Source organism: Catellatospora aurea, from assembly GCF_042663325.1.
Taxonomy (GTDB): domain Bacteria; phylum Actinomycetota; class Actinomycetes; order Mycobacteriales; family Micromonosporaceae; genus Catellatospora; species Catellatospora aurea.
On record NZ_JBHTAC010000026.1, the window covers coordinates 28,713 to 50,642 of the forward strand.

The following is a 21,930-nucleotide window of genomic DNA, read 5'->3' on the forward strand; positions in this document are numbered from 1 at the left end:
ACAGATTACCGGTCGGCTGATTCGCCCCTTGTTCAGGGGAGCGCCAAAACCCCCAGGAGTTCACTGCTTTCACAGAGCTGAGAGCAAGGTCACGACCGCGAGGACCGCGCACACCCCCGCGCCGACGTAACGGATGACCGAGAGCTTCACCCGTTTCAACAGCCAGCGCCCGAGGAGCACGGCGAGTCCGGAAACCGTCGCCAGACCGAGCCATCCGCCCAGAAACGTCGGCAGCATCGGCCGCCCACTGGCCACCAGACCCGCCAGCAGCAGTTGCGACAGATCGCCCCATTCGGCGGTGAAGAGCACCGCGAAACTGGCCGCCGCGGCCCGCCAGCCCCGCTTCGGCTCGACGGCCTTGGCCTCGAACTCGGCCTCCTGCTCCTTCTCCTGCGCGTCGGCCTTCTTCGCGCCTCGGGCCAGGACGACCGCACCGGTGGCGAACAGCAGGGCGGCGACCAGCTGCACCGGCTGGGTCGGGAGTTTCGTCAGCAGCGCGCCGAACGCCACCGCGATCACGCACTGCACGCCGAACGCCGCGACCACCCCGAGCCACGTGGGCAGCGGCCGGTAGCGGGTGCTGAGCACCAGCGTCGCGACGAACGTCTTGTCCGGCAGTTCGACCGGAACGATAGCGACGTACGCGACTAAAAGCGCCGTAAGGAACTCCACGGGTCGATCTTCTCAGCCGGATGGGGGGCCGCGTGGCCAGGACGGACTCGATACGGTCAGCACATGACATATCCGCCCCCGGCTGACGACCCGTACCGCGCGGCCGACCCGTACGCACTGCCCGCCGCCCCGCCGCCCGCGGCCCCTGTCTCCTGGGGACCGAGCGCGGCCGTCCAGCCCTACAGCGGCGTGCCGGGCGGCTACGGCTACGGGCCGCCCGTGTCCGACAAGAGCAAGGTAGTGGCGGGCCTGCTGCAGATGCTTCCCGGCTTCCTGCTGGGGCTCGGCGGCATCGGCCGGCTCTACGCCGGGCACACCACGCTCGGCATCCTGCAACTCGGCGCGACGCTGGTGGGCTGGGCGTCCTTCTGGTGCGGCATCTTCCTGATCCTGCCGCTGTTCATCTACGCCGCGGTGTGGCTCTGGTTCGTCATCGACGGGATCATCCTGATGGCCGGTAACCCCGTCGACGGCCAGGGCCGCCCGCTGCGCTCCTGACGGCAGCGCCCGCACGCTGCGGGCGCTGCCACCGGAGGTCAGAGAATGGCGCCCGGGGTGTACGCCGCCGCGGCCGGGTGCTGGGCGGCGATCTTCTCGACCTGCGCGACGATCGCGGCGACCTGCGCCGACGCCGCACCCACGAACGCGGAGCGGTCCGCCACCAGCAAGTCGATCTCGGCCCGGGACAGGCCGAGCCGCGCGTCGGCGGCCAGCCGGTCGAACAGGTCGTTGTCGGCCTGGCCCCGCTCGCGCATGGCCAGCGCCACCCCGACCGCGTGCTCCTTGATCGCCTCGTGCGCGGTCTCCCGGCCGACGCCCTTCTTCACCGCACCGACCAGCACCTTCGTGGTGGCCAGGAAGGGCAGGTAGCGGTCCAACTCGCGGTTGATGACGGCCGGGTACGCGCCGAACTCGTCGAGCACGGTGAGGAACGTCTGGAACAGGCCGTCCAGGGCGAAGAAGGCGTCCGGCAGGGCCACCCGGCGCACCACCGAGCAGGACACGTCGCCCTCGTTCCACTGGTCGCCGGCCAGCTCGCCGGCCATGCTCGCGTACCCGCGCACGATCACGGCCAGGCCGTTGACCCGCTCGCTGGAGCGCGTGTTCATCTTGTGCGGCATCGCCGACGAGCCGACCTGGCCGGGCTTGAAGCCCTCGGTGGCCAGCTCCTGGCCGACCATCAGCCGGATCGTGGTGGCCAGGCTCGACGGCGCGGACGCCGCCTGGGCCAGCGCGGTGAGCACGTCGAAGTCCAGCGAGCGCGGATACACCTGGCCGACGCTGTCCAGCACCCGGCCGAAGCCGAGGTGCCCGGCGACGCGACGCTCCAGCTCGGCGACCTTCGCGGCGTCGCCGTCGAACAGGTCGAGCTGGTCGGCCGAGGTGCCGACCGGTCCCTTGATGCCGCGCAGGGGGTAGCGGGCGATCAGCTCGTCGAGGCGCTCGTACGCGATGAGCATCTCTTGCGCGGCGCTGGCGAAGCGCTTGCCCAGCGTGGTGGCCTGGGCCGGGACGTTGTGCGAGCGGCCCGCCATGATCAGGTTGTCGTACTCGGCGGCGCGGGCGGCCATGCGGGTCAGCGCGGCGACGATCCGGTCCCGGATCAGCAGCAGCGAGTCGCGGATCTGCAGCTGCTCGACGTTCTCGGTGAGGTCGCGCGAGGTCATGCCCTTGTGGATCTGCTCATGCCCGGCCAGCGCGCTGAACTCCTCGATGCGCGCCTTCACGTCGTGCCGGGTCACCCGCTCGCGCTGCGCGATCGAGTCCAGGTCGACGGTGTCCAGCACCCGCTCGTACGCCTCGATGACGCCGTCCGGGAGCGCGATGCCCAGATCACGCTGCGCGCGGAGCACCGCGAGCCAGAGCCGCCGCTCGGCGCGGACCTTCTCCTCGGGCGACCACAGTGTCACCAGTTCGGCGGAGGCATACCGGGTGGCCAGGACATTCGGAACGTGCGGGCGCTTTGTCACGTGCCTCATTCTCGCACGCAGCGATCGCCTTCCCTGGCGAGGCCGTGCGGCCGCGTATATACTCGGAGGACAGAGCGTATATACGCGGATGCGAGGGGGAGCCGATGGCGAAGATGCTGATCGACGTCGACGAGCAGCTGCTCGCCGACGCAGCCGAGGTCTTCGGCACGAAGACCAAGAAGGACACCGTCAACACGGCCCTCAGGGAGTCGGCCGCTAGGCTTCGCCGCGCCCGAGCCCTGGACGAGCTGCGGCAACTGGCAGAATCCGGATACTTCGACGAGCTCTTGGACAAGAACAACTATCGTCCGAAGCCGTGACCGTCGACTACCTGATCGACACCAGTGCCCTGGTGCGGCTGCTTCGACCCGGTTCGGCGGCCCTCGGCTGGGATCAGCAGATCGAACAGGGACTGGTCGGGGTCTGCCCGATCACGGAACTCGAACTCCTCTTTGCCGCCAGGTCGCTGGTCGACCGGAAGAAGATCGTCGCGCTGCTGAACGACGCCTACCCCTGGGTGCCGATGCCTGACGACGTCTACCGCCGGGCCGCGCAGGTGCAGGATCTGCTGACGCAGAAGGGTCAGCACCGCAGTGCCGGGCCGATCGACCTGCTGGTGGCGGCGGCCGCGGAGCTGAACGGGCTGACCGTGCTGCACTACGACGGGGACTTCGACGTGATCAAGCGAGCCACCGGGCAACCCGCCCAGTGGCTCGCTCCGCCCGGCACCATCCGCTGACTATGCGATGACCTTCGCGGCGACAGCCTGCGCGATCGCCTGTAGCTGACCCACCGTCAGCGGAGGCTCCGACTGCACCGGTCCGGTCGGGATCGGGTCGCCGTACAGGTTGCTCGCGTGGACCCGCAGCGTCCGCCCGTCCGCGAGGCGCACCGACACCCTCGTCACGACCTGCAACAGCTCACCCTCGATCAACCGGCGCTCAGTCTCGACCGGCCTCGCGGACGGGCCGACCCCGACGGGAGACACCTGCAGATGCAGGTGTCCCATGCGCTGGCCGACGGACAGGTCGCCGCCGCCGGCGAAGAGGGTCTGCGCGACCTCTGTGCTCCCGTTCTTGGCCCTGAACAGCACGATCACCCCCTCGCTCGACATCCAGACCCGGTTCGGGACGACCGCCAGCACCGCTTTGTCGAACTCCTCGGCGAGCCGAGCCGCGGTGGCCTGGGCCTCCTCGGGCGTGCCGTAGACCAGGCGAAAGCCGGGCACCGGAACCGGGTCACCGGAACCGGGCGCGGCGGTGGCCGGCACCGCCACCGGAGCCGCCGGCCCGCCGGTCAGGGCTCCCGAGCCCAGCGCCACGGCACCCACCGCCAGCAGGGCGAGGGCACCCGTGGACACTCCCGCCAGCCGCCTCGACACCGCGCCGCGCCGCTCCCGGCGGATGATCCGGTCGACGTCCACGCCGGGTGCGGGGACCTCACCGATGACCTCGTCGAACAACTGCTGTGTCATGACATACCCCCCATCGGGACGGCTTGGCGGCGCAGCGCCTCCAAGCCTCGTGCGGACTGGCTCTTGACGGTGCCGACCGAGATGCCCAGCACCTCGGCGGTCTGCTCGACCGAGTAGTCGAGGTAGTACCGCAGCACGACCACGGCGCGCTGGCCCGGCCCGAGCGAGCCCAGCAGCGCGTTCAGGCCGTCGCGGTCCAGAAAGCCGTGCGCCTCGTAGGCCGCCCGTTCCGGCAGCTCGGCCGTGACCCGTTCGCGCCGCCACGGGCGGGCGGTCTCGTCGAGCCAGGCGCGGGTCAGCACGCGCTGGGCGTACGCGTCGGGATTGTCGGCGGTCCTGACCTTGCGCCAGTGCCGGTAGAGCTTGCCGACGGTGATCGACACCAGGTCGTCCGCCGTATGCCAGTCCCGGCTGAGCAGGTACGCGGTGCGCCGCCAGCGGTCCATCCGCTCCGCGACGAACATCCGGAACCGTTCCTCTTCGGACTTCGTCATCCCTCACCTCCACCCGCCCGACCGGCCTCACACGGTGCGAGGTTGCACCTTGGTCGGGATTCCGAGCGATCGGTTGTCGCAGTCGCGACCACCTGCCGCACAGATCCTGACCAGGCTGCTGTCATGGAGGAATTGGAGTGGACGCTGTTCGCCCAGAGCAACGTGCTCACCTGGGCGCAGGCGAGTGCGCTGCTGACACCGGGCAAGGTACGGCATCGGGTGCGATCCGGGCGCTGGACGGCAGTCTGCCGAGGCGTCCTGGTCGCTGGAACCGGGCCGTACACGGTCGACCAGCAGCGCTGGATCGCCGTGCTGGCAGCGGGACCGGGCGCACGGCTCGCCGGGCTTGCCTCGGCGCAAGCAGGCGGACTGCGGGGACGGTTCCGTGACGACCGCATCGACGTGACGGTTCCCCCTGGGCGACACCCAGGAGGGCTCTACCGGCGGTTACCCCTCGACATGCCCGCAGTGCGGGTGCGCCGCCCCGCCCACCTGCCGGAGCAGGACTGCCAGCTGGCCCGGCCGCCGCGCACCGCCATGGCCCGATCGGTCGTGGACGCGGCCTCCTGGGCGCGCTTTCCCGACATCGCGCAGTCGATCGTCGCCGCGGCATGCCAGCAGCGTCTGGTGACACCCGATGAGTTGCTCGAAGTGCTCGGGCGGGTGCCTCGCGCGCCACGGCGGGCATTGATCGGTGCGACCGTGCGAGACGCGGCGGGCGGCGCTGGCGCACTGTCTGAGATCGACTTCATACGGCTGTGCCGACGGCATCGGCTGCCGATGCCCGACTTGCAGGACCGGCGCGTGGATGCGAGCGGGAGAGTGCGTTACCGCGACGCGTACTGGCGCGCATATCGTCTGCATGTCGAAGTTGACGGCGCGCATCACATGGAGGCGGCCCACTGGGAGGCTGACATGCGACGGCAGAACGACATCTGGACCAGCGGTGACCGTATCCTTCGCTTCTCCGCCCACCAGGTCCGCACCCGCCCCGCCGAGATCGCCGCCACCCTCCGTACCGCTCTCACCGCCGCCGGCTGGCCCGAGAGCCGCAAATCTTGACGCTTTATCGCAGCCATAACAACGACAACCAGTCAAGATCGCGAGACAGCCACTGCGCGGGTGTGGATGTTGGCGGTTTGTGGTCGCTATGGCGGCCACAAACCGTCAAGATCTGTGGGTCAGCGTTCGAGGACGGCGACAACCCCCTGGCCGCCGGCGGCGCAGACGGAGATGAGGGCACGGCCGCGGCCCTTCTGGGCGAGGAGTTTCGCGGCGGTGGCGACGATGCGGCCGCCGGTCGCGGCGAAGGGGTGGCCCGCGGCGAGCGAGGAGCCGTTGACGTTCAGCTTCGACCGGTCGATGCTGCCCAGACCGTTGGACTCCCAGGCGGCCAGGGTGGCCAGCACCTGCGAGGCGAACGCCTCGTGGATCTCGTAGAAGTCGAAGTCCTGGAGCTTCAGGTCGAGCCGGGACAGCAGCTGCGGCACGGCGTACACCGGGGCCATGAGCAGGCCTTCGGGCTCCGGGTCGCCGTGCACGAAGTCGACGGCGGCGGTCTGCGCGGTGACGAAGTGCGCCAGCACCGGCAGCTTGCGCTCGGCGGCCCACTCGTCGGTGCCGAGCAGCACGACGGCGGCCCCGTCGGTGAGCGGCGTGGAGTTGCCCGCGGTCATGGTGGGGTTCTTGCCGCGCAGGCCGTAGACGGGCTTGAGCGCGCCGAGCTTCTCCAGGGAGGTGTCGGGACGCAGGTTCTGGTCGCGGGTGAGGCCGAGGTACGGCGTGACCAGGTCGTCGAAGAAGCCGGCGTCGTACGCGGCGGCCAGCTTGCGGTGCGAGTCGAGCGCGAGTTCGTCCTGGTCGGCGCGGCTGACGCCCCAGCGCTCGGCGGTGATCGCGGCGTGCTCGCCCATGGACAGGCCGGTGCGCGGCTCGGCGTTGCGGGGCAGCTCGGGCTTGAACGGCTGCAGCGGGCGCAGCGCCATCGCCGCCTTGATCCGCTCGCCGGTCGTCTTCGCGTTGTTGAGGCGCAGCAGGATACGGCGGAACTGCTCGTTGAGGGCGAGCGGGGCGTCGGAGGTGGTGTCGACGCCGCCGCCGATACCGGACTCCAGCTGGCCGAGCGCGATCTTGTTGGCGATGTAGTTGATCGCCTGGAGGCCGGTGCCGCAGGCCTGCTGCAGGTCGACGGCGGCGGTGGCCGGGTCGAGGCCGGTGCCGAGCACGGCCTCGCGGGTGAGGTTGAAGTCGCGGGAGTGCTTGAGCACCGCGCCCGCGGCCACCTCGCCGAGGCGCTGCCCGGCCAGGCCGTGCCGGGCGATGAGGCCGTCCAGGGCGGCGGTGAGCATGTCCTGGTTGGAGGCTCGGGCGTAGCGGCTGTTGGAGCGGGCGAACGGGATGCGGTTGCCGCCGATCACGGCCACCTTGCGCACTCTGTCAGTCACAACAGCCTCCTGGTGTCAGACCTTACTCGCGAGTAAGGTCTACCGCATGAGCGACCGTTACACAAGTTTCGCAAGGTCCGGGCCGGGGCGGGCGATAGTCAAGCGGCTCGGGCTGCCCGATCCGCCGCGACTGCCGCGCTACCGGTCGGGCGACGCGATCATCCCCGGGCCGGTGCTGGTCGGCCCGTCGGACGGTCCTCGCTACGAGGAGCTGGCCAAGTTGCTCGGCTCGAACGAGCAGGGCGAGAAGCACCACGCGCTGGTCTTCGACGCCACCGGCATCAGCACCCCGGCCGGACTGCGGGCGCTCTACGACTTCTTCCACCCGGCGGCGCGCTCGCTGACCCCGGCCGGGCGCGTCATCGTGCTGGGCCTGCCGCTGAGCAGCGCCGCCGACCCCGGCCAGGCCGCGGCCCAGCAGGCGCTGGACGGCTTCGTCCGCAGCGTCGGCAAGGAGTTCGGCCGGGGCACCACGGCCCAGCTGGTGCGGGTGCACCCCGAGGCGGACACCGCGGCGCTGCGCTCGACGCTGGAGTTCCTGATCTCGACGAAGTCGGCGTACGTCAGCGGGCAGACGATCACCGTGGACGCGACTCCGGCAGCCGAGGGCAAGGACCTGACCGGCAAGGTCGCGCTGGTGACGGGGGCGGCGCGGGGCATCGGCGCGGCGATGGCCCGGGTGCTGGCGCGGGACGGGGCGCACGTGATCTGCCTGGACGTGCCGTCGGCCGGGGACGATCTGGCGAAGGTCGCCAACGAGGTGCGCGGTGAGGCGTACCAGCTGGATCTGACCGGGGCCGACGCGGCGCAGCGGCTGGTCGAGCACGTCCGGGAGCGGCACGGCCGGCTCGACGTGCTGGTGCACAACGCCGGCATCACCCGCGACAAGACGCTGGCCAACATGGACCAGACCCGCTGGGACAGCGTGCTCAAGGTCAACCTGATCGCCCCGGCGCACGTCACCGAGGCGCTGCTCGACGCGGGCCTGATCCCGGCGGGCGGCCGCATCGTCGGCGTGGCCTCGATCGCGGGTGTCGCGGGCAACCGCGGGCAGACCAACTACGCGGCCAGCAAGGCCGGCGTGATCGGCTGGGTACGCGCGCTCGCGCCGGTGCTCGCCGCGCAGGGCGTCACCGTGAACGCGGTCGCGCCCGGCTTCATCGAGACCGCGATGACCGCGAAGATGCCCGTGCTCATCCGTGAGGTGGGGCGGCGCATGAACAGCCTGTCGCAGGGCGGCCTGCCGGTCGACGTCGCCGAGACGGTGGCCTGGTTCGCCGCGCCCGGCTCGGCCGCCGTGACCGGCAACGTGGTGCGCGTCTGCGGCCAGTCGCTGCTGGGGGCCTGATGCCGAGCCTGCTGCGCGCCGCGCTGTCCGTGGTGCCGTTCCCGCGGCCGAGCACGCTGCCCGAGGACACGCTGACCGCCACGGTCACCGTCGACTCCGAGCATCTGGCCCGCTACCAGCGGGTCTGCGGGTTCCGGCTGAGCGACCGGCTGCCGGTCACGTACCCGCACGTGCTCGGCTTCGGGCTGCAGCTCGACCTGATGACCCGGCGCGACTTCCCGTTCCCGGTGGTCGGCGGGGTGCACGTGGCCAACCGGATCGAACAGCACCGGCAGCTCACCGCGGGCGACGTCCTCGAACTCTCGGTCCACGCGCAAGACCTGCGCGAGCACCCGCGCGGGCGGCAATACGACGTGGTCACCACGGCCGCGATCGGCGGCGAGGTGGTGTGGCGGGACGTGTCCACCTACCTGCGCAAGGGCCCGTCGGAGACGCCGAAGGGCGAGCGCCCGGCCCGCGAACCCGCCCCGGCGACCCCGCCGCACGCGACGTGGCGGGTGCCGACCTCGACCGGCACCGCGTACGCCGAAGCGTCCGGCGACCACAACCCGATCCACACCTCGTGGGTCGGCGCGCGGCTGTTCGGCTTCCCGAAACCCATCGCACACGGCATGTGGAGCAAGGCCCGCTGCCTGGCCGCCCTGGAGGGACGCCTGCCCGACGCCTACACCGTGGACGTCTCGTTCAAGCTCCCGATCCTGCTCCCGGCCACGGTCGGCTTCACCTACACCGGCCGCGACTTCACCCTGCGCGACGCCCGCACCGCCAAACCCCACCTGGCCGGCACGATCACGGCGTGAGCGGCCCGGTCCGGTCGAAGAAAGCGCGGAGCATGGTGGCGGACTCGTCGGCCAGGACGCCGGAGTAGACCTCGGGGCGGTGGTTGAGGCGGCGGTCGCGGAGCACGTCCCAGAGGGAGCCGGCCGCGCCGGTCTTCGGCTCCCACGCGCCGAAGACCACCGTGGCGATCCGGGCCAGCACGATCGCGCCCGCGCACATGGTGCACGGCTCCAGGGTCACCACGATGGTGCAGCCCTCCAGACGCCACTCGCCTCGCGCGGCCGCCGCGGCGCGTAGGGCGAGGATCTCGGCGTGCGCGGTCGGGTCGTGGGCGGCCTCCCGCTCGTTGCGGCCGATCGCCAGCTCCGTGCCGTCAGGGGCGTACACGACCGCGCCGACCGGCACGTCCGCGCTGTCGTCGCAGCCCGCCGCGACGTCGAGGGCGCGGCGCATCCACTGCTCGTGCCGCGGCCGGGATCTCAAGACTCGCGCAGCTCCTCGACCTCGTCGCCGCAGCCGATCGCCTGGCACACCTCGGCGGTCACGTCGGCGGGCAGCAGCCCGTCGGTGGCGCAGAGGGCCAGCAGCTTGTGCGCGGAGACGCCGAGGTCGGCGAGCAGGTCGGCGTCGCCCACCGGGTCGGCGGTGGGGTCGGCGGCCGGGCGGTCCTCGTCGTCGGCCGCCTCGACCTCCTCGATCTCCACGACCGGGGCCTCGACGTCGCTGAGCAGCAGCTTGCCGAGGCGGGACTCGTCGGCGAAGGCCGAGTCGGAGCCGAAGATCCGCAGGTCCTCACCCTCGTCGAGGCGCAGGACGACCAGGTAGGCGTCGTCGGACTCGACGAACATCAAGGAGACGTCGGCAGCCGGGTCGGCGTCGCGGAGCAGGTCGGCGACCTCGTCCACGTCTGCCGCGTCATGCAGGTCGAGTTCGCTGGCGGCCCAGCCGGACCGGCCCCGGACCACCGCGGCGGCGAAGTACGACACGGTCCCCCCAAATGGTGTCGATATGGGCCACGGGCGAACCACAGGTCACCCGTGAGACGGTCATCCGGCGGGTGTCGCCGAGTGATGACCCTGATCTGACAACGACCAGTCAGCCCGCCAGTCGCCGACGCATCGCGATCAGCTCGCGGAGTTTGTCAGCCGCGACGGCTCTGCCGGCCCCCCGGACGGCACGCACGGTGCTGGCGGCGCTGCGCACGGCGGGGAGCTGGCGCTCGCGGCCGGTGCCTGTCGACAGCTCGGCGAGCAGCTGCAGGCGCCGGCGACAACGGTCCGGGTCTGGCTGCTGCGGCGTCCACATACAGCCGAGAGTGCCGCGCGGATGTGACCTCCGTCAAGTCCGGTAACGCGGTTGTTTGGCGACGCTGCGTGACCGCTGCTCCTCAGCGCGGTACCGGTGCCGAGGTTGTCTCTCGGGTTTAACACAAGGTCACTCACAGTGGCCAGGCTCCTCGGCGGATCCACTCGGCGACTACGGAGAGTGCTGCCGCGGTCCAGGCGACGCCGGTGGCCGCGGCGACGCCCGCGGCGACCCCGCGGTCGCCGTACCGGCTGAGGGCCAGCGCGGCCGCCCAGGCGAGCAGACCCGCGACCAGGGTCCAGGCGACGTAGCCGCCCAGGGTCGTCCCGAACATGCCGAACGACAGCAGCCACACCCCCGCCGCCAACGCCCCGGCGACGACCGCCCAGGGGCGCACCGGATGGGGTTCGCGCAGCGTGGGACGCATCCGTGTCTGGGTCATGCCCGCTCCTCGCCGCGCCTGTCGACGGGAACGACCGGCCGCCTGCCACCCGATCCGCCTGCTCACGCCCCTTCAACCGGCAGGAACGCCGTCACGGTACGGCGGTCCGCGGCGACCTCGCTGATCCAGCCGCCGGCGCGGCCCAGCCGCAGCAACGTCTCCACCCGGACCGGGACCTGCTCGGGGCGGCCCGGCGCGGGCGGCCAGGCCTTCCGGGCGGCGTGCCCGTCCTGTGCCCAGTCCCGCACCCCGCGCAGCGGGTCGCGTCCCTCCAGGGCCTTGGCCGCCTCGTCGAGCCGGTCCTGCACGTCGGCGAGCGCGGCCAGCACCGCCGCGGCGTTGCCCCCGCACATCGCGGCCACCAGCTCCGGCCGGCTGCCCGCGACCCGGCTGCCGTCCCGGAACGAGCCCGCGGCCAGGGTCAGCGCGAGCGGGTCGGTGGCCGCCGTCGCGGCCAGGGCCAGCGCCAGCAGGTGCGGCACGTGGCTGATGACGGCGACCGCGCGGTCGTGCTCGGGGCTCGTGGCCGGCACCACCCGGGCGCCGAGCGAGGTGACCAGGCCGGCCACGGTGAGCCAGTCGTCCAGACCCGTCTGCTCGTCCAGGCACAGCACCCAGGCACAGCCGGTGAACAGGGCCGGATCGGCGGAGGCGAAGCCGGACACGGACTTGCCTGCCATCGGGTGCCCGCCGACGAAACCGGCGAGCGGGTTGGCCGCTCGGCGCAACCGCGCCGCGACCGCTTCGCGCACCGGTCCCTTCACGGAGGTCACATCCGTGATCAGGCCGTGGTAGCCGCTGGCGACCAGCGCGTCGAGCACGTCGTCCAGGGCCGGCAGCGGCACGGCCAGGACCACCAGCTCCGCGTCGGCCGCGGCGTCGCGGATCGTCGCGGTGATCTGCCAGCGCTGCGCCGCGGGCACCCGGGCCGCCGCGCTGCGAGCCGTAGCCCGGGTCTCCGGGTCCGCGTCGAAGCCGAGCACGCGATGCCCGGCGGCGGACAGGGCGCGCATGAGTGATCCGCCGATGAGCCCGAGTCCGATCACCGCGATGTTCACACGCGCAGCCTGCCACACCGCGAGCGTGGGAGCGTCGGCCCGGTGGGTGCCTCGTTGGGCATGACGTGCTGAAATGTTCTACCTTGCGCAATATGACGGTGGCCGCCGCATTGGGCGTGCTGGTCTCACCGCTGGCCCTCACGGCCGTCCTCGCCGCCCCGGTCAACCCGGTCCCGGCGCCCTCGGTCACCTTCAACGGGGAGGTGCTCGCCACCACGTACTGGGGCAACACCATCTACGTCGGCGGCGACTTCACCTCGGCCACCAGCAACGGCAAGTCGGTCGGCAGGTCGCGGCTGGCGGCCGTCGACGCGCGCACCGGGACGCTGCTGCCGTGGAACCCCGGCGCGGACGCCCGGGTCACCGCGCTGACCGCCGACTCCGGGGGTGTCTACGCCGCCGGGTCGTTCCACAAGGTCAACGGCGTCAGCCGGGACAACCTGGCGAAGATCAGCTCGTCGGGTTCGGTGGAGAGCACTTTCAAGCACTCGATCTCGGGTACGCCGTACGCCATCGCCGTCGGGCACGGTCGGGTCTACCTGGGCGGCTCCATCACCAGCGTGGACGGGCAGGAGCGCACCCGGGCCGCCGCGTTCGACGCGAGCTCCGGCGCGCTGGACCCGAACTGGCGGCCGCACGTCAACGACATCGTGCGCGCCCTGCTCGTCTCCTCCGACCGGGTCTACCTCGGCGGGCGCTTCAACGCGGTGAACTGGCTCAAGGGCACCGGCAAGGTGGCCGCGGTCGACCCGGCGCGGGGCGACGTCGACCTGGGCTTCTGGTCGCATGTCACGGCGATGGTGCACGACCTGGCGCTGGACGGCGGCACGCTGTATGCCGGGATCGACGGCGGCGGCGGGCGGGCCACCGCGATGGACCTGTCCGGCAACGCGAAGTGGACCATCACCACGGACGGCGACGTGCAGGCGGTCGCGGTCCTCGACGGCACCGTCTACCTCGGCGGGCACTTCGACAACGTGTGCAAGAGCGCCAACGTCGGCCACAAGGGCGTCTGCCTCGACGGCTCGAACCGCCGGGTCAAGCTGGCCGCGGTGACCCTGTCCGGCGAGCTGCTGCCGTGGACCGCGAACGGCAACGGCTCGGTCGGGGTGAACACGCTCAGCGCGAACCGCGACCTGGGGCAGCTCGTCGCGGCAGGGGCGTACACCGCGATCAACGGCAACCAGCAGCGCCGCTTCGCCCTGTTCAACCTGGTCAGCCGACCGGGCTTCCTGGACACCGGCTGGTGACCCGGTCCGGGTCATGACGAAGGGCTCCCACCGTGTGGTGGGAGCCCTTCGTCATGTGTGCGACTACTTGACGTTCTGGATCATCACGGCGATCAGGCCCGCCACCACCGGGGAGAGCACCACCAGGCCGGCCTTCAGCTCGCCGAACGTGGTCTGGTCCAGCCCGAGCAGCTTCTCCAGCTTCGCCTTGTTCTCGGCCGCCTCGATCAGCTCGCCGGTCGCCACCTCGTCGAGCGAGAAGTGCCGCTCCAGGTAGAGCTGGCCGCGGCGACGCAGGGTCGCCGCGGTAGGGGCGAACATGGCGCCCACCACGAACGAGGCGACCACTCCGGAGTAGAGCACCACGCCCTTGTCCAGCTCCTCACCGAAGCCGATCGCGGTGGCGTTGACCGCCATCACCAGCAGCACCAGGATGCCGAGCTGGCTCATCATGCGCGAGCACATCCGGCGCAGCCGCAGCAGCGCGTCCAACTGCTGGCCCGGTGTGCCCGGCAGCGGGTCGGCGACCACCTGCTTCACCGCGGCGAGCGTCGCCGCGCTGGTGAGCCCGCCGAAGATCGCCAGGGCGGACAGCGCGATCCCGCGGCTGGTCAGGTTGTCCGCGCCCGTGTCGCCGCCCAGCACGAACGGCGTCGCGTAGACGAGGGCACCGGCAAGCACGAGCACCGCCCCCACCGAGAACCACACCCGCCGCTTCACGATGACGTGCAGTCGGCGCACCTCGGCCCACCGCGACAGGCCGAAGCCGAACGCCTCGCCAGCGGCCGCGCCCAGCAGGGCGGCCACCGTGACGAAGGCCATGGTGTGGCCCTTGCTGGTCCAGGCGATGCCCGCTCCGATCAGCACTCCGGCCAGCATGGTGAGCAGGCGGAAGTCGCCGATCGACCAGCCGCGCGCCTCGCGTGCCTCGGCCTCGTGCGCGGCGGCCACGACACCGCCGTGCGCGGTGGACCGGGCCGGCTCGCCGTAGTCGAACGCCGCGACGAGGCCGCCGGACGGCACGGCCGGTTCGGCGGGGTGGTGCGGGTCGGGCTGGCGTTGCTGGATCACGCGATACTCTCCCGTCGGCATCGGCTCGACCGGCATCCGGTCACTGCCCGGTGAACTGTGCGAACACCTCGTGCAGCACCTCGCGGCTCTTCTTGTGCAGCTCGTCGCCGGTCCACGACTCCTTGAGCTCGATGCTCCGTCCATCGTGGAGCTCGATCGTGGCCCGGATCGGCACCTGCTTGACGATGGTCACCTTGCGGACCTCCTCGTACGGCACGAAGCGGTTCATCTCGGCGATCTTGGCCACCGGCATCGAGGCCATCATCGCCTTCATCCGCTTGGTGCCCTCGTTCTTGTCGCCCTTGGTCGGCACGGCGATCAGCCCGTTGTCGAGCACCAGCAGGTCGGCCTCGCCGCCGTCGAAGCTGACGTTGCCCAGGCCCGCGATGACGTCGCCGCCACGGGCGGTGGCCGTCGCCTCCACCACCACCGCCGCCGTGATCTCGATGCCCAGCTCGCGAAGCTGATCGACCGCCAGGGCCGTGGTCGCCGGAACGACCGCCAGCTGCGCGATCGGCGCGAGGTCCAGCGGCTTGCCGTCGAGGCCGAGCAGTTCGGCCGAGTCGGTCCACGACGCCTGCCAGGTCGCCCGGTCCGAGCGCACCGCGGCCAGCATCAGCAGCAGCTCCAGTACGTCAGCGAACTTGGCCGCGGCCTCCTTGCGAGTCGCGTTCTCGTAGAAGGCCTCGCCGAGTTCGCCCGCCCGGCCTGCGGCCATCGCGTCCATCACCTCGTACAGGCCGACCACCGGGCGGTTCATCTGCCGGGCCAGCTCGCGGAAGATGTTGTCGGCGGTCTCCTGCAGCCGGCGGCTCGCGGTCGCCGCGGTGAACTGCGGCCAGGGCAGCACCTGCCGCCCCTCGGTCCGCACCGAGAGCCGGTGCAGGTGGCCGCTCATGGTCGGCAGGTCGGGGATCAGGTCGGTGGCGCGGCGGCGGTCGTTGCTCGGCATGCCCTCGGGCAGCGCGTTGATGGCCGCGATGCGCACCGCCAGCGGCGGGTGGGTGTTCCAGCGCGAGCCGGTCTCCCGCTTGGCGGCCTCCGGACGCAGCCGCGCGATCTCCTCCTCGCGGGCCGCCAGCATCTCGCCGAAGCCGGCGAACACGTTGTCCGGCAGCATGCCCAGCTCGGCCCCGGGGCCGACGTAGCGGTTCAGGTAGAAGGCGTACGCCATGTCGACGACCGCGATCTCGGTCAGCGCCGCGACGGCGGCCTGCCGGCCCGCCAGCCGCACCGAGGCGGCGTCGGCCTCCAGCTCCTGGCGGCGCGACACCGCGTTGTCCACCAGGAGGTATGCCCGCGCGTAGAGGCGGATCGGCCAGCCCGCGACGTTCCACTTGCCGATCCGGCCGATCGCGCCCTCCATGGCGATGCGCCCGCGGTAGGCCACCGCGCCCAGCCGCAGGTGCGCCTCGGAATAGTGGCCCAGCTCGTGGGCGAGCACCGCGCGCAGCTGGTCGACGTTCAGCGCCTGCAGCACCGGCAGGCCGACGTAGAGGTAGCGGCGGCCCGGGATGAGCCCCAGCAGGCGGGAGTGTTCGGACACGGCGGCGTTGACCTCGGGCACGATGCGCAGCTCGTCCGGCGCGCGGGTGCCGACGCCCTCGGCCAGCCGGCGCACCTCGGCCCACAGCTGCGGGGCCTGGTCGGGGGTCACCACGACGCCGGGCATGGGCTCGTTCTTGAACCGGACCGCCTGCCACAGCGCCCAGCCGACACCGCCGACGATCGCGACGAACAGCGGCGCGGTCACCTTCACCGCCAGCGCCGCCGGGCCCACGGTGATCAGCCAGACGGCGAACGCCACCGAGGCCAGGAACTCCACCAGGACCAGTACGAAGAAGCCGATCAGCATCAGCACGCTGAACAGCGCGCGCATACCCGCTTTCATGGCACATCCCTCCCCGTGCGCCCGGACCGTTCGTGCCGCGGGCATCCCACCGCGTCGCGCGGCGTGCCGGACCTTATCGCGGCCCTCCGACCGCGACAATCCCCTTCCCCGCCTGGGGTTTGCGGGCATGCGGCTAGCCTGGCGGGGTGAGTGGATCAGGTGGGCTGCGGGAGCTGCTGCGCGGGGACTGCCACGTGCACACCGACTGGTCCGACGGCGGCGACCCGTTGGAGGCGATGGTCGCCGCGGCGGCCGCGCAGGGCCACGACTACGTGGTGCTGACCGACCACTCGCCCCGGCTGACCATCGCGCACGGGCTGTCCGCGCAGCGGCTGCGCCGTCAGCTCGACGCGGTCGCGGCGGTGAACGAGGCGCTGGCGGGCACCGGGTTCCGGGTGCTGACCGGGATCGAGGTGGACATCCTGCCCGACGGCAGCCTCGACCAGGAGCCGGAGTTGCTGGCGTCGCTCGACGTCGTGGTCGGCTCGGTGCACAGCGAGCTGCGCATGGACAAGCCGAAGATGACCCGGCGGCTGCTCGCCGCGCTCGCCCAGCCGCACCTGGACATCCTGGGCCACTGCACCGGCCGCAAGCTGCCCGTGGTGACCGACGCTCGGCACGCGTCCCGGGGCGGCGCGCCACGGCGGCGCGCGCCGAGCAGCTTCGACGTGGACGCGGTGTTCGCCGTGGCCGCCAGCCACGGCAAGGCCATCGAGATCAACTCTCGGCCGGACCGGCTCGACCCGCCGTCGAACCTGCTGCGCAGGGCGGCCAAGGTGGACGGCCTGCGCTTCGCGATCAACACCGACGCCCACGCGGTGGCGCAACTCGACTGGCTGGGCAACGGCTGCGCCCGCGCCGAGGCCGCCGGCATCACCGCCGACCGGATCGTGAACACGCTGCCCGCGGACGAGTTGCTGGCGTGGACCCGTACCCACCAGGCCTGACGGCGCGACCACCCGCGGCCCGCACCAGGCGGGTCAGCGGCGGCGGGAGAGGGCGCCCTGGGCTACGGCCACGCCGAGCAGCACGATGAGCGCGCCGACGGGCTGGTTCCAGTGCAGGGACTCGCCCAGCACCAGGATGCCGAGCAGGGTGGCCACCACGGGGACGAGGTAGGTCACGTACGCGGCGGTGGACGCGCCGGCGGCCGTGATCACACGCATGTTCAGGGCGAAAGCGATGCCGCTGCCGAACACGCCGAGCGCCACCACCGAGCCGATGACCGGCCAGGACAGGTCGGTGACCGCGGGCGGCAGGCCGGAGACCAGCAGGGCGGCCAGTGCTGAGGCGAGTGCCGCGACCGCGGTCTGCACGAACGCGAGCGACACCCCGGACGGCCGCGTGCCGCCGAAGTCGCGGCCGGTGACGAACCGCTTGAGATACGGGATCGACACGCCGTAGCAGGCGGCCGCCGCCCCGCACATGAGCTGCCCGCTCAGCGAGGACGCCCCGGCGTCGTGCCAGAAGCCGAGCACCACGAGCACACCCGCGAAGCCGAGCAGCAGGCCGACCGCGGCGCGGGCGGTGAACTTCTCGGTGCGGAACACCAGCACCGCGAACGGCAGCACCCACAGCGCGGTGGTGGCGTTCCAGATGCCGGCGACCAGGCTGTCGACCCGCTCCTCGCCGTACGCGAAAAGGGTGAACGGCAGCGCCACGCCCACCACGCCCGGCAGCAGCATGTGACCCCACAGCCGGCGGTCGCCCGGCAGCCGCTGCCCCGCGATGAGCAGCAGCGCCAGCAGCGTCAACGCGCCGATGACGATCCGCCCGGCGGCCACCCAGGTCGGGTGCAGCTCCCGTACGCCGATCTTGATGAAGATGAAGCTGGAGCCCCAGATGACCGCGTTCGCCGCGAATGCGGGTAACCAGGCTGACCTGGTGGCGGACGCCGTGGTGTCAGGAGCGATGGTGGTTGTCACCCCTGACACATTGCCAGAGTCGCCGGGTCCCGAGCCAGCGAGTTCCGGACATCGAACGGCTGATTCGCGCCACAACTAAGTCGCCTGCGCCCGGTCGGTCCGGTCGGCTAGGTTTCCACGCATGGGACGAGTTGATGACCTGGCCGATCGCTATGTCGACGAGTGGGCGCCGCTGAGCCCCACCGGCGCCACCTATGTCGGTATCAGCGGCTATGACGACAAGCTGGATGACCTCTCCGCCGACGGCTTCGCCGCCGGCGCCGACCTGGAACGCCGTACGCTGGCCGAACTCCGGTCGATCGAACCCGAGAACGAGCGCGAGTTCGTCGCCAAGGAAGCCATGGTCGAGCGGCTGGAGCTGGGCGTCGCCCGGTTCGACGCGGGCGAGGTGACCAGCGAGCTGAACGTGATCTCCAGCGCGCTGCACAACCTGCGGGCCACGTTCGACCTGATGTCGACCGACAGCGAGGAGGCGGTGGCGAACATCGCCGCCCGGCTCAACGCCTTCCCCACCGCGCTCGCGCAGTACCGGCAGACCCTGCTGGACGCCGCGCGCTCGGGCAAGGTCAGCGCGCGCCGCCAGATCGAGGAGGTCGCCAAGCAGTGCGACATCTGGACCAGCGCCGACGGGGACGACTTCTACTTCGGCCTGGCCCGGCGCATCGAGGCCGACGGGGCGCTGCGTGCCGAGCTGGACCGCGGCGCGGCGGCCGCGAACGAGGCGACCCGCGAGTTCGGGGCGTTCCTGCGCGCCGAGATGGCCCCGCTGGGCCGCGAGAAGGAGGCCGCCGGCCGCGAGCGCTACGAGCTGGCCTCGCAATACTTCCTTGGCGCCCGGGTGGACCTGGACGAGACGTACGCGTGGGGCTTCGAGGAGCTGCACCGGCTGGAGACCGAGATGCGGGCCGTGTCCGCGGTCATCGCGGGTCCCGGCGCGTCCATCGACGAGGCGGTCGCCAAGCTCGACGCCGACCCGAAGTACCGGATCCAGGGCAAGGAGCAGTTCCGCGACTGGATGCAGCAGCTCGCCGAGAAGGCCATCAGCGACCTGAACGGCACCCACTTCGACATCCCCGAGGCGATCCGGCGCATCGAGTGCTGCATCGCCCCGACCAGCGACGGCGGCATCTACTACACCGGCCCGAGCGAGGACTTCAGCCGTCCCGGCCGGATGTGGTGGGCCGTGCCGCAGGGCGTCAACGACTTCTCCACCTGGCGTGAGGTGACGACGGTCTACCACGAGGGCGCTCCCGGCCACCACCTGCAGGTCGCCCAGGCGGCGTACCAGGCGGACAAGCTCAACCGCTGGCAGCGGCTGCTGAGCTGGTCCTCGGGCCACGGCGAGGGCTGGGCGCTGTACAGCGAGCGCCTCATGGACGACCTTGGCTACCTGGCCGACCCGGCCGACAAGCTCGGCATGCTCGACGGGCAGGCGTTCCGGGCCGCCCGCGTCATCGTCGACATCGGCATGCACCTGGAGCTGGAGATCCCGCGCGACAACCCGTTCGGCTTCCACCCCGGCGAGCGGTGGACCCCCGAACTGGGCTGGGAGTTCCTGCGGGCGCACTGCCGGATCGGCGACGAGACCCTGCGCTTCGAGCTCAACCGCTACCTGGGCTGGCCGGGACAGGCTCCGGCATACAAGGTCGGCGAGCGGATCTGGCTGCAGGCCCGCGACGACGCCAAGGCCCGCAAGGGCGCCGCGTTCGACCTGCGCCAGTTCCACTCCGACGCCCTCGACCTGGGCTCCCTCGGCCTGGACCCGCTCCGCAAGGCCCTCGCCCGCCTCTGACCCGGACCGGGACCGGGACCGAACGAAGGAAGGGCACCTTCTTATCGCCACGCGTATAAGAAGGTGCCCTTCCCAACATCAGCTGTGGGCTGGCCTGGGCTGGAACGAACTGCGGCGTGGCACCTCCCACCGGGCGGCCGCGCCTCGCCATCGCGGCCGACGACGCACGGTCACGGCGTGGCCAACGCCTCCGTCGGCGACAGCCGTGCGGCGCGCACCGCCGGGTAGAGCCCGGCCACCCCGCCGATCAGCAAGGTCGCGCCCAGGCCGCCCAGGGTCGCCCAGGCCGGCACGACCCCGGGCCAGCCCTGGAGCAGGGCGTACGCCGCGGTGACGGCCCCGCCCAGCAGCACTCCGCCGACCCCACCGAGCGCCGCCAGCAGCAGGGACTCGGTGAGGAACTGGCCGCGCACCTGGCCCCGGGTCGCCCCTAGCGAGCGCCGCAGGCCGATCTCGGCCCGCCGCTCCAGCACCGAGACGACCATCGTGTTGGCCACCCCCACCCCGCCGACCAGCAGGGCCACCGCGCCCAGCCCGAGCAGTAACCCGGTGAACGCCTGGTCGGTGGCCTGCTGGGCGGCGAGCGCATCCGACGGCCGGGAGACCTTGACCTCGTTGGGCGCTTCGGGGTTGGCGGTCGCCGCCAGCACGTCGCTGACCGCTTCCACCTGGGACTCCGCGGATCGGGTGTACACGGTGGTGGCGTGCCCGTCGAAGGCCAGGTAGGACTCGGCGGCGGGCCAGCCGATCAGCGCGGCGGTGTCCAGTTCAGCGGCCAGCGGCACCGGCCGCAGGATGCCCACCACGGTGAACCAGCGGCCACCGAGCCACACCTGCCGGTCCGGCCCGGCCTCGGTCACCCCGAGCCGGCTCGCCGCGGTCGCGCCGAGCACCGTCGCGGGATAACGGGCCGTCGCCGCGTTGAGCCAGGTCCCGTCGGCCAGTTCGGCGCCGACCGTGGCGGGCAGGTCCAGGTCGGTGGCGCGTACGCCCAGGCTGCCGCTCTCCGCCGCAGGTATCCGGTCGGTCCGGTACACCTTGGTGTCGACCCGGCCGACCGCGGACACGTCGGTGACCGGGCCGATCCGCTCGATCATCGTGGCCGCCTCCAGCGGCAGCTTCGCGTCCTGCCCGAACAGGTTGCTACCCGGGCTGACGGTGAGCAGGTTGGTGCCGAGCCGGTCCAGGGTCCGGTCCAGTTCCGCCCGCGACGACGCGGAGATGCCGACGACGGCGACCATCGCCGCGATCCCGATGGCGATCCCCAGCGCGGACAGCAGCGCCCGGGTCGGCCGGGTACGCAGCCCGATCGCCCCGACCCGCACCAGATCCGCCCACCGCAGCCGCGGCGCGGCCAGGCCGGTCATGCGGGGACCTTCGTGACCAGCGCACCGTCGCGCAGCACGATCATGCGGGGAAAGGACGCGGCGATCTCCCGGTCGTGCGTGATCACGACCAGCGTGGTGCCCGCCGCGTTGAGTTCGCGCAGCAGGTCCAGGACCACCCCGCCGGAGTGCGAGTCCAGGTTGCCGGTGGGCTCGTCGGCCAGCAGCAGCGGCGGGTCGCCGACCACGGCGCGAGCGATGGCGACCCGCTGCCGCTCGCCCCCGGACAGCTCGTGCGGCCGATGGGTCAGCCGGTGCCCCAGCCCGACCCGGTCCAGCGCGGCGGTCGCCCGCTCCCGGCGCTCCCGCAGCGGCACGCCCGCGTAGAGCAGTCCGTCCGCGACGTTGTCCACGCAGGACGTCCCCTGCGCGAGGTGGAACTGCTGGAACACGAACCCGATCCGGCTGCCGCGCAACGCGGAGAGCTGCCGGTCCGACAACGCGGCCAGGTCGTACCCGTCGATCTCGACGCGGCCGCCGGACGGCCGGTCCAGCGCCCCGATCATGTGCAGCATCGTCGACTTGCCCGAGCCGGACGGCCCGACGATCGCGGCCGCCTCACCCCGCTCGATCCGCAGACTCACCCCGGCCAGGGCGGTCACCCCACCGGGATAGACCTTGGCGACGTCGGTGAGGGCGACCATCGGGCC

22 protein-coding genes and 1 pseudogene are annotated in these 21,930 nt (G+C 72.0%); 9 read left to right on the forward strand and 14 right to left on the reverse strand.

Going from position 1 to position 21,930, the window contains the following annotated elements:
* Positions 1 to 69 precede the first annotated feature (69 nt).
* Positions 70 to 672 carry a TMEM165/GDT1 family protein gene (locus ACFQO7_RS23375; protein WP_376808354.1) on the reverse strand — a complete coding sequence of 201 codons (603 nt, stop codon included), beginning with the start codon at positions 670 to 672 and terminating at the stop codon, positions 70 to 72.
* Positions 673 to 735: 63 nt separating this feature from the next.
* Between ACFQO7_RS23375 and ACFQO7_RS23380 the strand changes: the two genes are divergently transcribed.
* On the forward strand, positions 736 to 1,170 hold the full coding sequence (locus ACFQO7_RS23380) for a TM2 domain-containing protein (protein WP_376808355.1): 435 nt from the start codon (positions 736 to 738) through the stop codon (positions 1,168 to 1,170).
* A 38-nt stretch (positions 1,171 to 1,208) separates the two neighbouring features.
* Here the strand turns inward: ACFQO7_RS23380 and purB are convergent, their stop codons facing one another.
* The gene (purB, locus tag ACFQO7_RS23385; protein ID WP_376808356.1) at positions 1,209 to 2,651 is read right to left on the reverse strand and encodes an adenylosuccinate lyase; all 1,443 of its coding nucleotides are present in this window, start codon (positions 2,649 to 2,651) and stop codon (positions 1,209 to 1,211) included.
* A 95-nt stretch (positions 2,652 to 2,746) separates the two neighbouring features.
* Between purB and ACFQO7_RS23390 the strand changes: the two genes are divergently transcribed.
* Both ACFQO7_RS23390 and ACFQO7_RS23395 read left to right on the forward strand, forming a co-directional pair.
* Positions 2,747 to 2,962: a type II toxin-antitoxin system VapB family antitoxin gene (locus ACFQO7_RS23390; RefSeq protein ID WP_376808357.1), complete on the forward strand. Its 216-nt coding sequence runs from the start codon at positions 2,747 to 2,749 to the stop codon at positions 2,960 to 2,962.
* Positions 2,959 to 3,381 carry a PIN domain nuclease gene (locus ACFQO7_RS23395; RefSeq protein ID WP_376808358.1) on the forward strand — a complete coding sequence of 141 codons (423 nt, stop codon included), beginning with the start codon at positions 2,959 to 2,961 and terminating at the stop codon, positions 3,379 to 3,381. The genes ACFQO7_RS23390 and ACFQO7_RS23395 overlap by 4 nt, the downstream gene beginning before the upstream one ends.
* On the opposite strand, the gene ACFQO7_RS23400 is transcribed toward ACFQO7_RS23395, so the two are convergent.
* Both ACFQO7_RS23400 and ACFQO7_RS23405 read right to left on the reverse strand, forming a co-directional pair.
* Positions 3,382 to 4,116 carry a hypothetical protein gene (locus ACFQO7_RS23400; protein ID WP_376808359.1) on the reverse strand — a complete coding sequence of 245 codons (735 nt, stop codon included), beginning with the start codon at positions 4,114 to 4,116 and terminating at the stop codon, positions 3,382 to 3,384. It lies immediately after the preceding gene.
* The gene (locus ACFQO7_RS23405) at positions 4,113 to 4,610 is read right to left on the reverse strand and encodes a SigE family RNA polymerase sigma factor (protein WP_376808360.1); all 498 of its coding nucleotides are present in this window, start codon (positions 4,608 to 4,610) and stop codon (positions 4,113 to 4,115) included. Before ACFQO7_RS23405 ends, ACFQO7_RS23400 begins: the two co-directional genes overlap by 4 nt.
* 123 nt (positions 4,611 to 4,733) lie before the next feature.
* Here ACFQO7_RS23405 and ACFQO7_RS23410 point away from each other — a divergent pair, with 123 nt between their 5' ends.
* Positions 4,734 to 5,672 (forward strand): DUF559 domain-containing protein, encoded by a 939-nt coding sequence (locus ACFQO7_RS23410; RefSeq protein WP_376808361.1) that lies wholly within the window; start codon positions 4,734 to 4,736, stop codon positions 5,670 to 5,672.
* Positions 5,673 to 5,791: 119 nt separating this feature from the next.
* On the opposite strand, the gene ACFQO7_RS23415 is transcribed toward ACFQO7_RS23410, so the two are convergent.
* Positions 5,792 to 7,054 carry an acetyl-CoA C-acetyltransferase gene (locus ACFQO7_RS23415; RefSeq protein WP_376808362.1) on the reverse strand — a complete coding sequence of 421 codons (1,263 nt, stop codon included), beginning with the start codon at positions 7,052 to 7,054 and terminating at the stop codon, positions 5,792 to 5,794.
* A 46-nt stretch (positions 7,055 to 7,100) separates the two neighbouring features.
* Here ACFQO7_RS23415 and ACFQO7_RS23420 point away from each other — a divergent pair, with 46 nt between their 5' ends.
* Both ACFQO7_RS23420 and ACFQO7_RS23425 read left to right on the forward strand, forming a co-directional pair.
* Positions 7,101 to 8,402, forward strand: coding sequence for a 3-oxoacyl-ACP reductase (locus ACFQO7_RS23420; RefSeq protein WP_376808363.1), 1,302 nt, complete (start codon positions 7,101 to 7,103; stop codon positions 8,400 to 8,402).
* Positions 8,402 to 9,202, forward strand: coding sequence for a MaoC/PaaZ C-terminal domain-containing protein (locus tag ACFQO7_RS23425; RefSeq protein ID WP_376808364.1), 801 nt, complete (start codon positions 8,402 to 8,404; stop codon positions 9,200 to 9,202). Before ACFQO7_RS23420 ends, ACFQO7_RS23425 begins: the two co-directional genes overlap by 1 nt.
* On the opposite strand, the gene tadA is transcribed toward ACFQO7_RS23425, so the two are convergent.
* The 4 genes from tadA to ACFQO7_RS23445 all read right to left on the reverse strand — a co-directional run bounded on the left by tadA (position 9,192) and on the right by ACFQO7_RS23445 (position 12,005).
* Positions 9,192 to 9,698, reverse strand: a complete 507-nt coding sequence (gene tadA, locus ACFQO7_RS23430; protein WP_376808410.1) for a tRNA adenosine(34) deaminase TadA — start codon at positions 9,696 to 9,698, stop codon at positions 9,192 to 9,194. The genes ACFQO7_RS23425 and tadA overlap by 11 nt on opposite strands.
* Entirely contained in the window at positions 9,662 to 10,168 is a 507-nt protein-coding gene (locus tag ACFQO7_RS23435) for a tRNA adenosine deaminase-associated protein (protein WP_376808365.1), read from the reverse strand. Before ACFQO7_RS23435 ends, tadA begins: the two co-directional genes overlap by 37 nt.
* Positions 10,169 to 10,620: 452 nt before the next feature.
* A complete protein-coding gene (locus ACFQO7_RS23440; protein ID WP_376808366.1) occupies positions 10,621 to 10,929 on the reverse strand; it encodes a hypothetical protein in 309 nt (102 codons plus the stop codon).
* 62 nt (positions 10,930 to 10,991) lie between these two features.
* Complete coding sequence (locus tag ACFQO7_RS23445; protein WP_376808367.1) at positions 10,992 to 12,005, reverse strand: prephenate dehydrogenase/arogenate dehydrogenase family protein; 1,014 nt, start codon at positions 12,003 to 12,005, stop codon at positions 10,992 to 10,994.
* 74 nt (positions 12,006 to 12,079) lie between these two features.
* Here ACFQO7_RS23445 and ACFQO7_RS23450 point away from each other — a divergent pair, with 74 nt between their 5' ends.
* The gene (locus ACFQO7_RS23450; RefSeq protein ID WP_376808368.1) at positions 12,080 to 13,237 is read left to right on the forward strand and encodes a PQQ-binding-like beta-propeller repeat protein; all 1,158 of its coding nucleotides are present in this window, start codon (positions 12,080 to 12,082) and stop codon (positions 13,235 to 13,237) included.
* 63 nt (positions 13,238 to 13,300) lie between these two features.
* Here the strand turns inward: ACFQO7_RS23450 and ACFQO7_RS23455 are convergent, their stop codons facing one another.
* Together ACFQO7_RS23455 and ACFQO7_RS23460 are read right to left on the reverse strand one after the other, a co-directional pair.
* On the reverse strand, positions 13,301 to 14,287 hold the full coding sequence (locus ACFQO7_RS23455) for a hypothetical protein (RefSeq protein WP_376808369.1): 987 nt from the start codon (positions 14,285 to 14,287) through the stop codon (positions 13,301 to 13,303).
* 40 nt (positions 14,288 to 14,327) lie between these two features.
* Positions 14,328 to 16,178 carry a M48 family metallopeptidase gene (locus ACFQO7_RS23460; RefSeq protein ID WP_376808370.1) on the reverse strand — a complete coding sequence of 617 codons (1,851 nt, stop codon included), beginning with the start codon at positions 16,176 to 16,178 and terminating at the stop codon, positions 14,328 to 14,330.
* Between the two features lie 164 nt (positions 16,179 to 16,342).
* On the opposite strand from ACFQO7_RS23460, the pseudogene ACFQO7_RS23465 reads away from it, so the two are divergent.
* Positions 16,343 to 17,125: pseudogene (locus tag ACFQO7_RS23465) on the forward strand (PHP domain-containing protein); the annotation flags it as partial.
* Between the two features lie 33 nt (positions 17,126 to 17,158).
* On the opposite strand, the gene ACFQO7_RS23470 reads toward ACFQO7_RS23465, so the two are convergent.
* Positions 17,159 to 18,103, reverse strand: a complete 945-nt coding sequence (locus ACFQO7_RS23470; protein ID WP_376808371.1) for a DMT family transporter — start codon at positions 18,101 to 18,103, stop codon at positions 17,159 to 17,161.
* A 121-nt stretch (positions 18,104 to 18,224) separates the two neighbouring features.
* Between ACFQO7_RS23470 and ACFQO7_RS23475 the strand changes: the two genes are divergently transcribed.
* Complete coding sequence (locus ACFQO7_RS23475; RefSeq protein WP_376808372.1) at positions 18,225 to 19,895, forward strand: DUF885 domain-containing protein; 1,671 nt, start codon at positions 18,225 to 18,227, stop codon at positions 19,893 to 19,895.
* 170 nt (positions 19,896 to 20,065) lie between these two features.
* Here the strand turns inward: ACFQO7_RS23475 and ACFQO7_RS23480 are convergent, their stop codons facing one another.
* Positions 20,066 to 21,262 (reverse strand): ABC transporter permease, encoded by a 1,197-nt coding sequence (locus tag ACFQO7_RS23480; protein ID WP_376808373.1) that lies wholly within the window; start codon positions 21,260 to 21,262, stop codon positions 20,066 to 20,068.
* Entirely contained in the window at positions 21,259 to 21,924 is a 666-nt protein-coding gene (locus ACFQO7_RS23485; protein WP_376808411.1) for an ABC transporter ATP-binding protein, read from the reverse strand. The genes ACFQO7_RS23480 and ACFQO7_RS23485 overlap by 4 nt, the downstream gene beginning before the upstream one ends.
* Positions 21,925 to 21,930: the final 6 nt, after the last annotated feature.

Excerpts from the sequence above, each read along its gene's own strand:
- ACFQO7_RS23380 (WP_376808355.1), top strand. The coding sequence starts at position 736 with ATGACATATCCGCCCCCGGCTGACGACCCGTACCGCGCGGCCGACCCG.
- purB (WP_376808356.1), bottom strand. The coding sequence starts at position 2,651 with ATGAGGCACGTGACAAAGCGCCCGCACGTTCCGAATGTCCTGGCCACC.
- ACFQO7_RS23390 (WP_376808357.1), top strand. The coding sequence starts at position 2,747 with ATGGCGAAGATGCTGATCGACGTCGACGAGCAGCTGCTCGCCGACGCA.
- ACFQO7_RS23400 (WP_376808359.1), bottom strand. The coding sequence starts at position 4,116 with ATGACACAGCAGTTGTTCGACGAGGTCATCGGTGAGGTCCCCGCACCC.
- ACFQO7_RS23405 (WP_376808360.1), bottom strand. The coding sequence starts at position 4,610 with ATGACGAAGTCCGAAGAGGAACGGTTCCGGATGTTCGTCGCGGAGCGG.
- ACFQO7_RS23410 (WP_376808361.1), top strand. The coding sequence starts at position 4,734 with ATGGAGGAATTGGAGTGGACGCTGTTCGCCCAGAGCAACGTGCTCACC.
- ACFQO7_RS23420 (WP_376808363.1), top strand. The coding sequence starts at position 7,101 with ATGAGCGACCGTTACACAAGTTTCGCAAGGTCCGGGCCGGGGCGGGCG.
- ACFQO7_RS23425 (WP_376808364.1), top strand. The coding sequence starts at position 8,402 with ATGCCGAGCCTGCTGCGCGCCGCGCTGTCCGTGGTGCCGTTCCCGCGG.
- ACFQO7_RS23440 (WP_376808366.1), bottom strand. The coding sequence starts at position 10,929 with ATGACCCAGACACGGATGCGTCCCACGCTGCGCGAACCCCATCCGGTG.
- ACFQO7_RS23450 (WP_376808368.1), top strand. The coding sequence starts at position 12,080 with ATGACGGTGGCCGCCGCATTGGGCGTGCTGGTCTCACCGCTGGCCCTC.
- ACFQO7_RS23460 (WP_376808370.1), bottom strand. The coding sequence starts at position 16,178 with ATGAAAGCGGGTATGCGCGCGCTGTTCAGCGTGCTGATGCTGATCGGC.
- ACFQO7_RS23475 (WP_376808372.1), top strand. The coding sequence starts at position 18,225 with ATGGGACGAGTTGATGACCTGGCCGATCGCTATGTCGACGAGTGGGCG.
- ACFQO7_RS23480 (WP_376808373.1), bottom strand. The coding sequence starts at position 21,262 with ATGACCGGCCTGGCCGCGCCGCGGCTGCGGTGGGCGGATCTGGTGCGG.
- ACFQO7_RS23485 (WP_376808411.1), bottom strand. The coding sequence starts at position 21,924 with ATGGTCGCCCTCACCGACGTCGCCAAGGTCTATCCCGGTGGGGTGACC.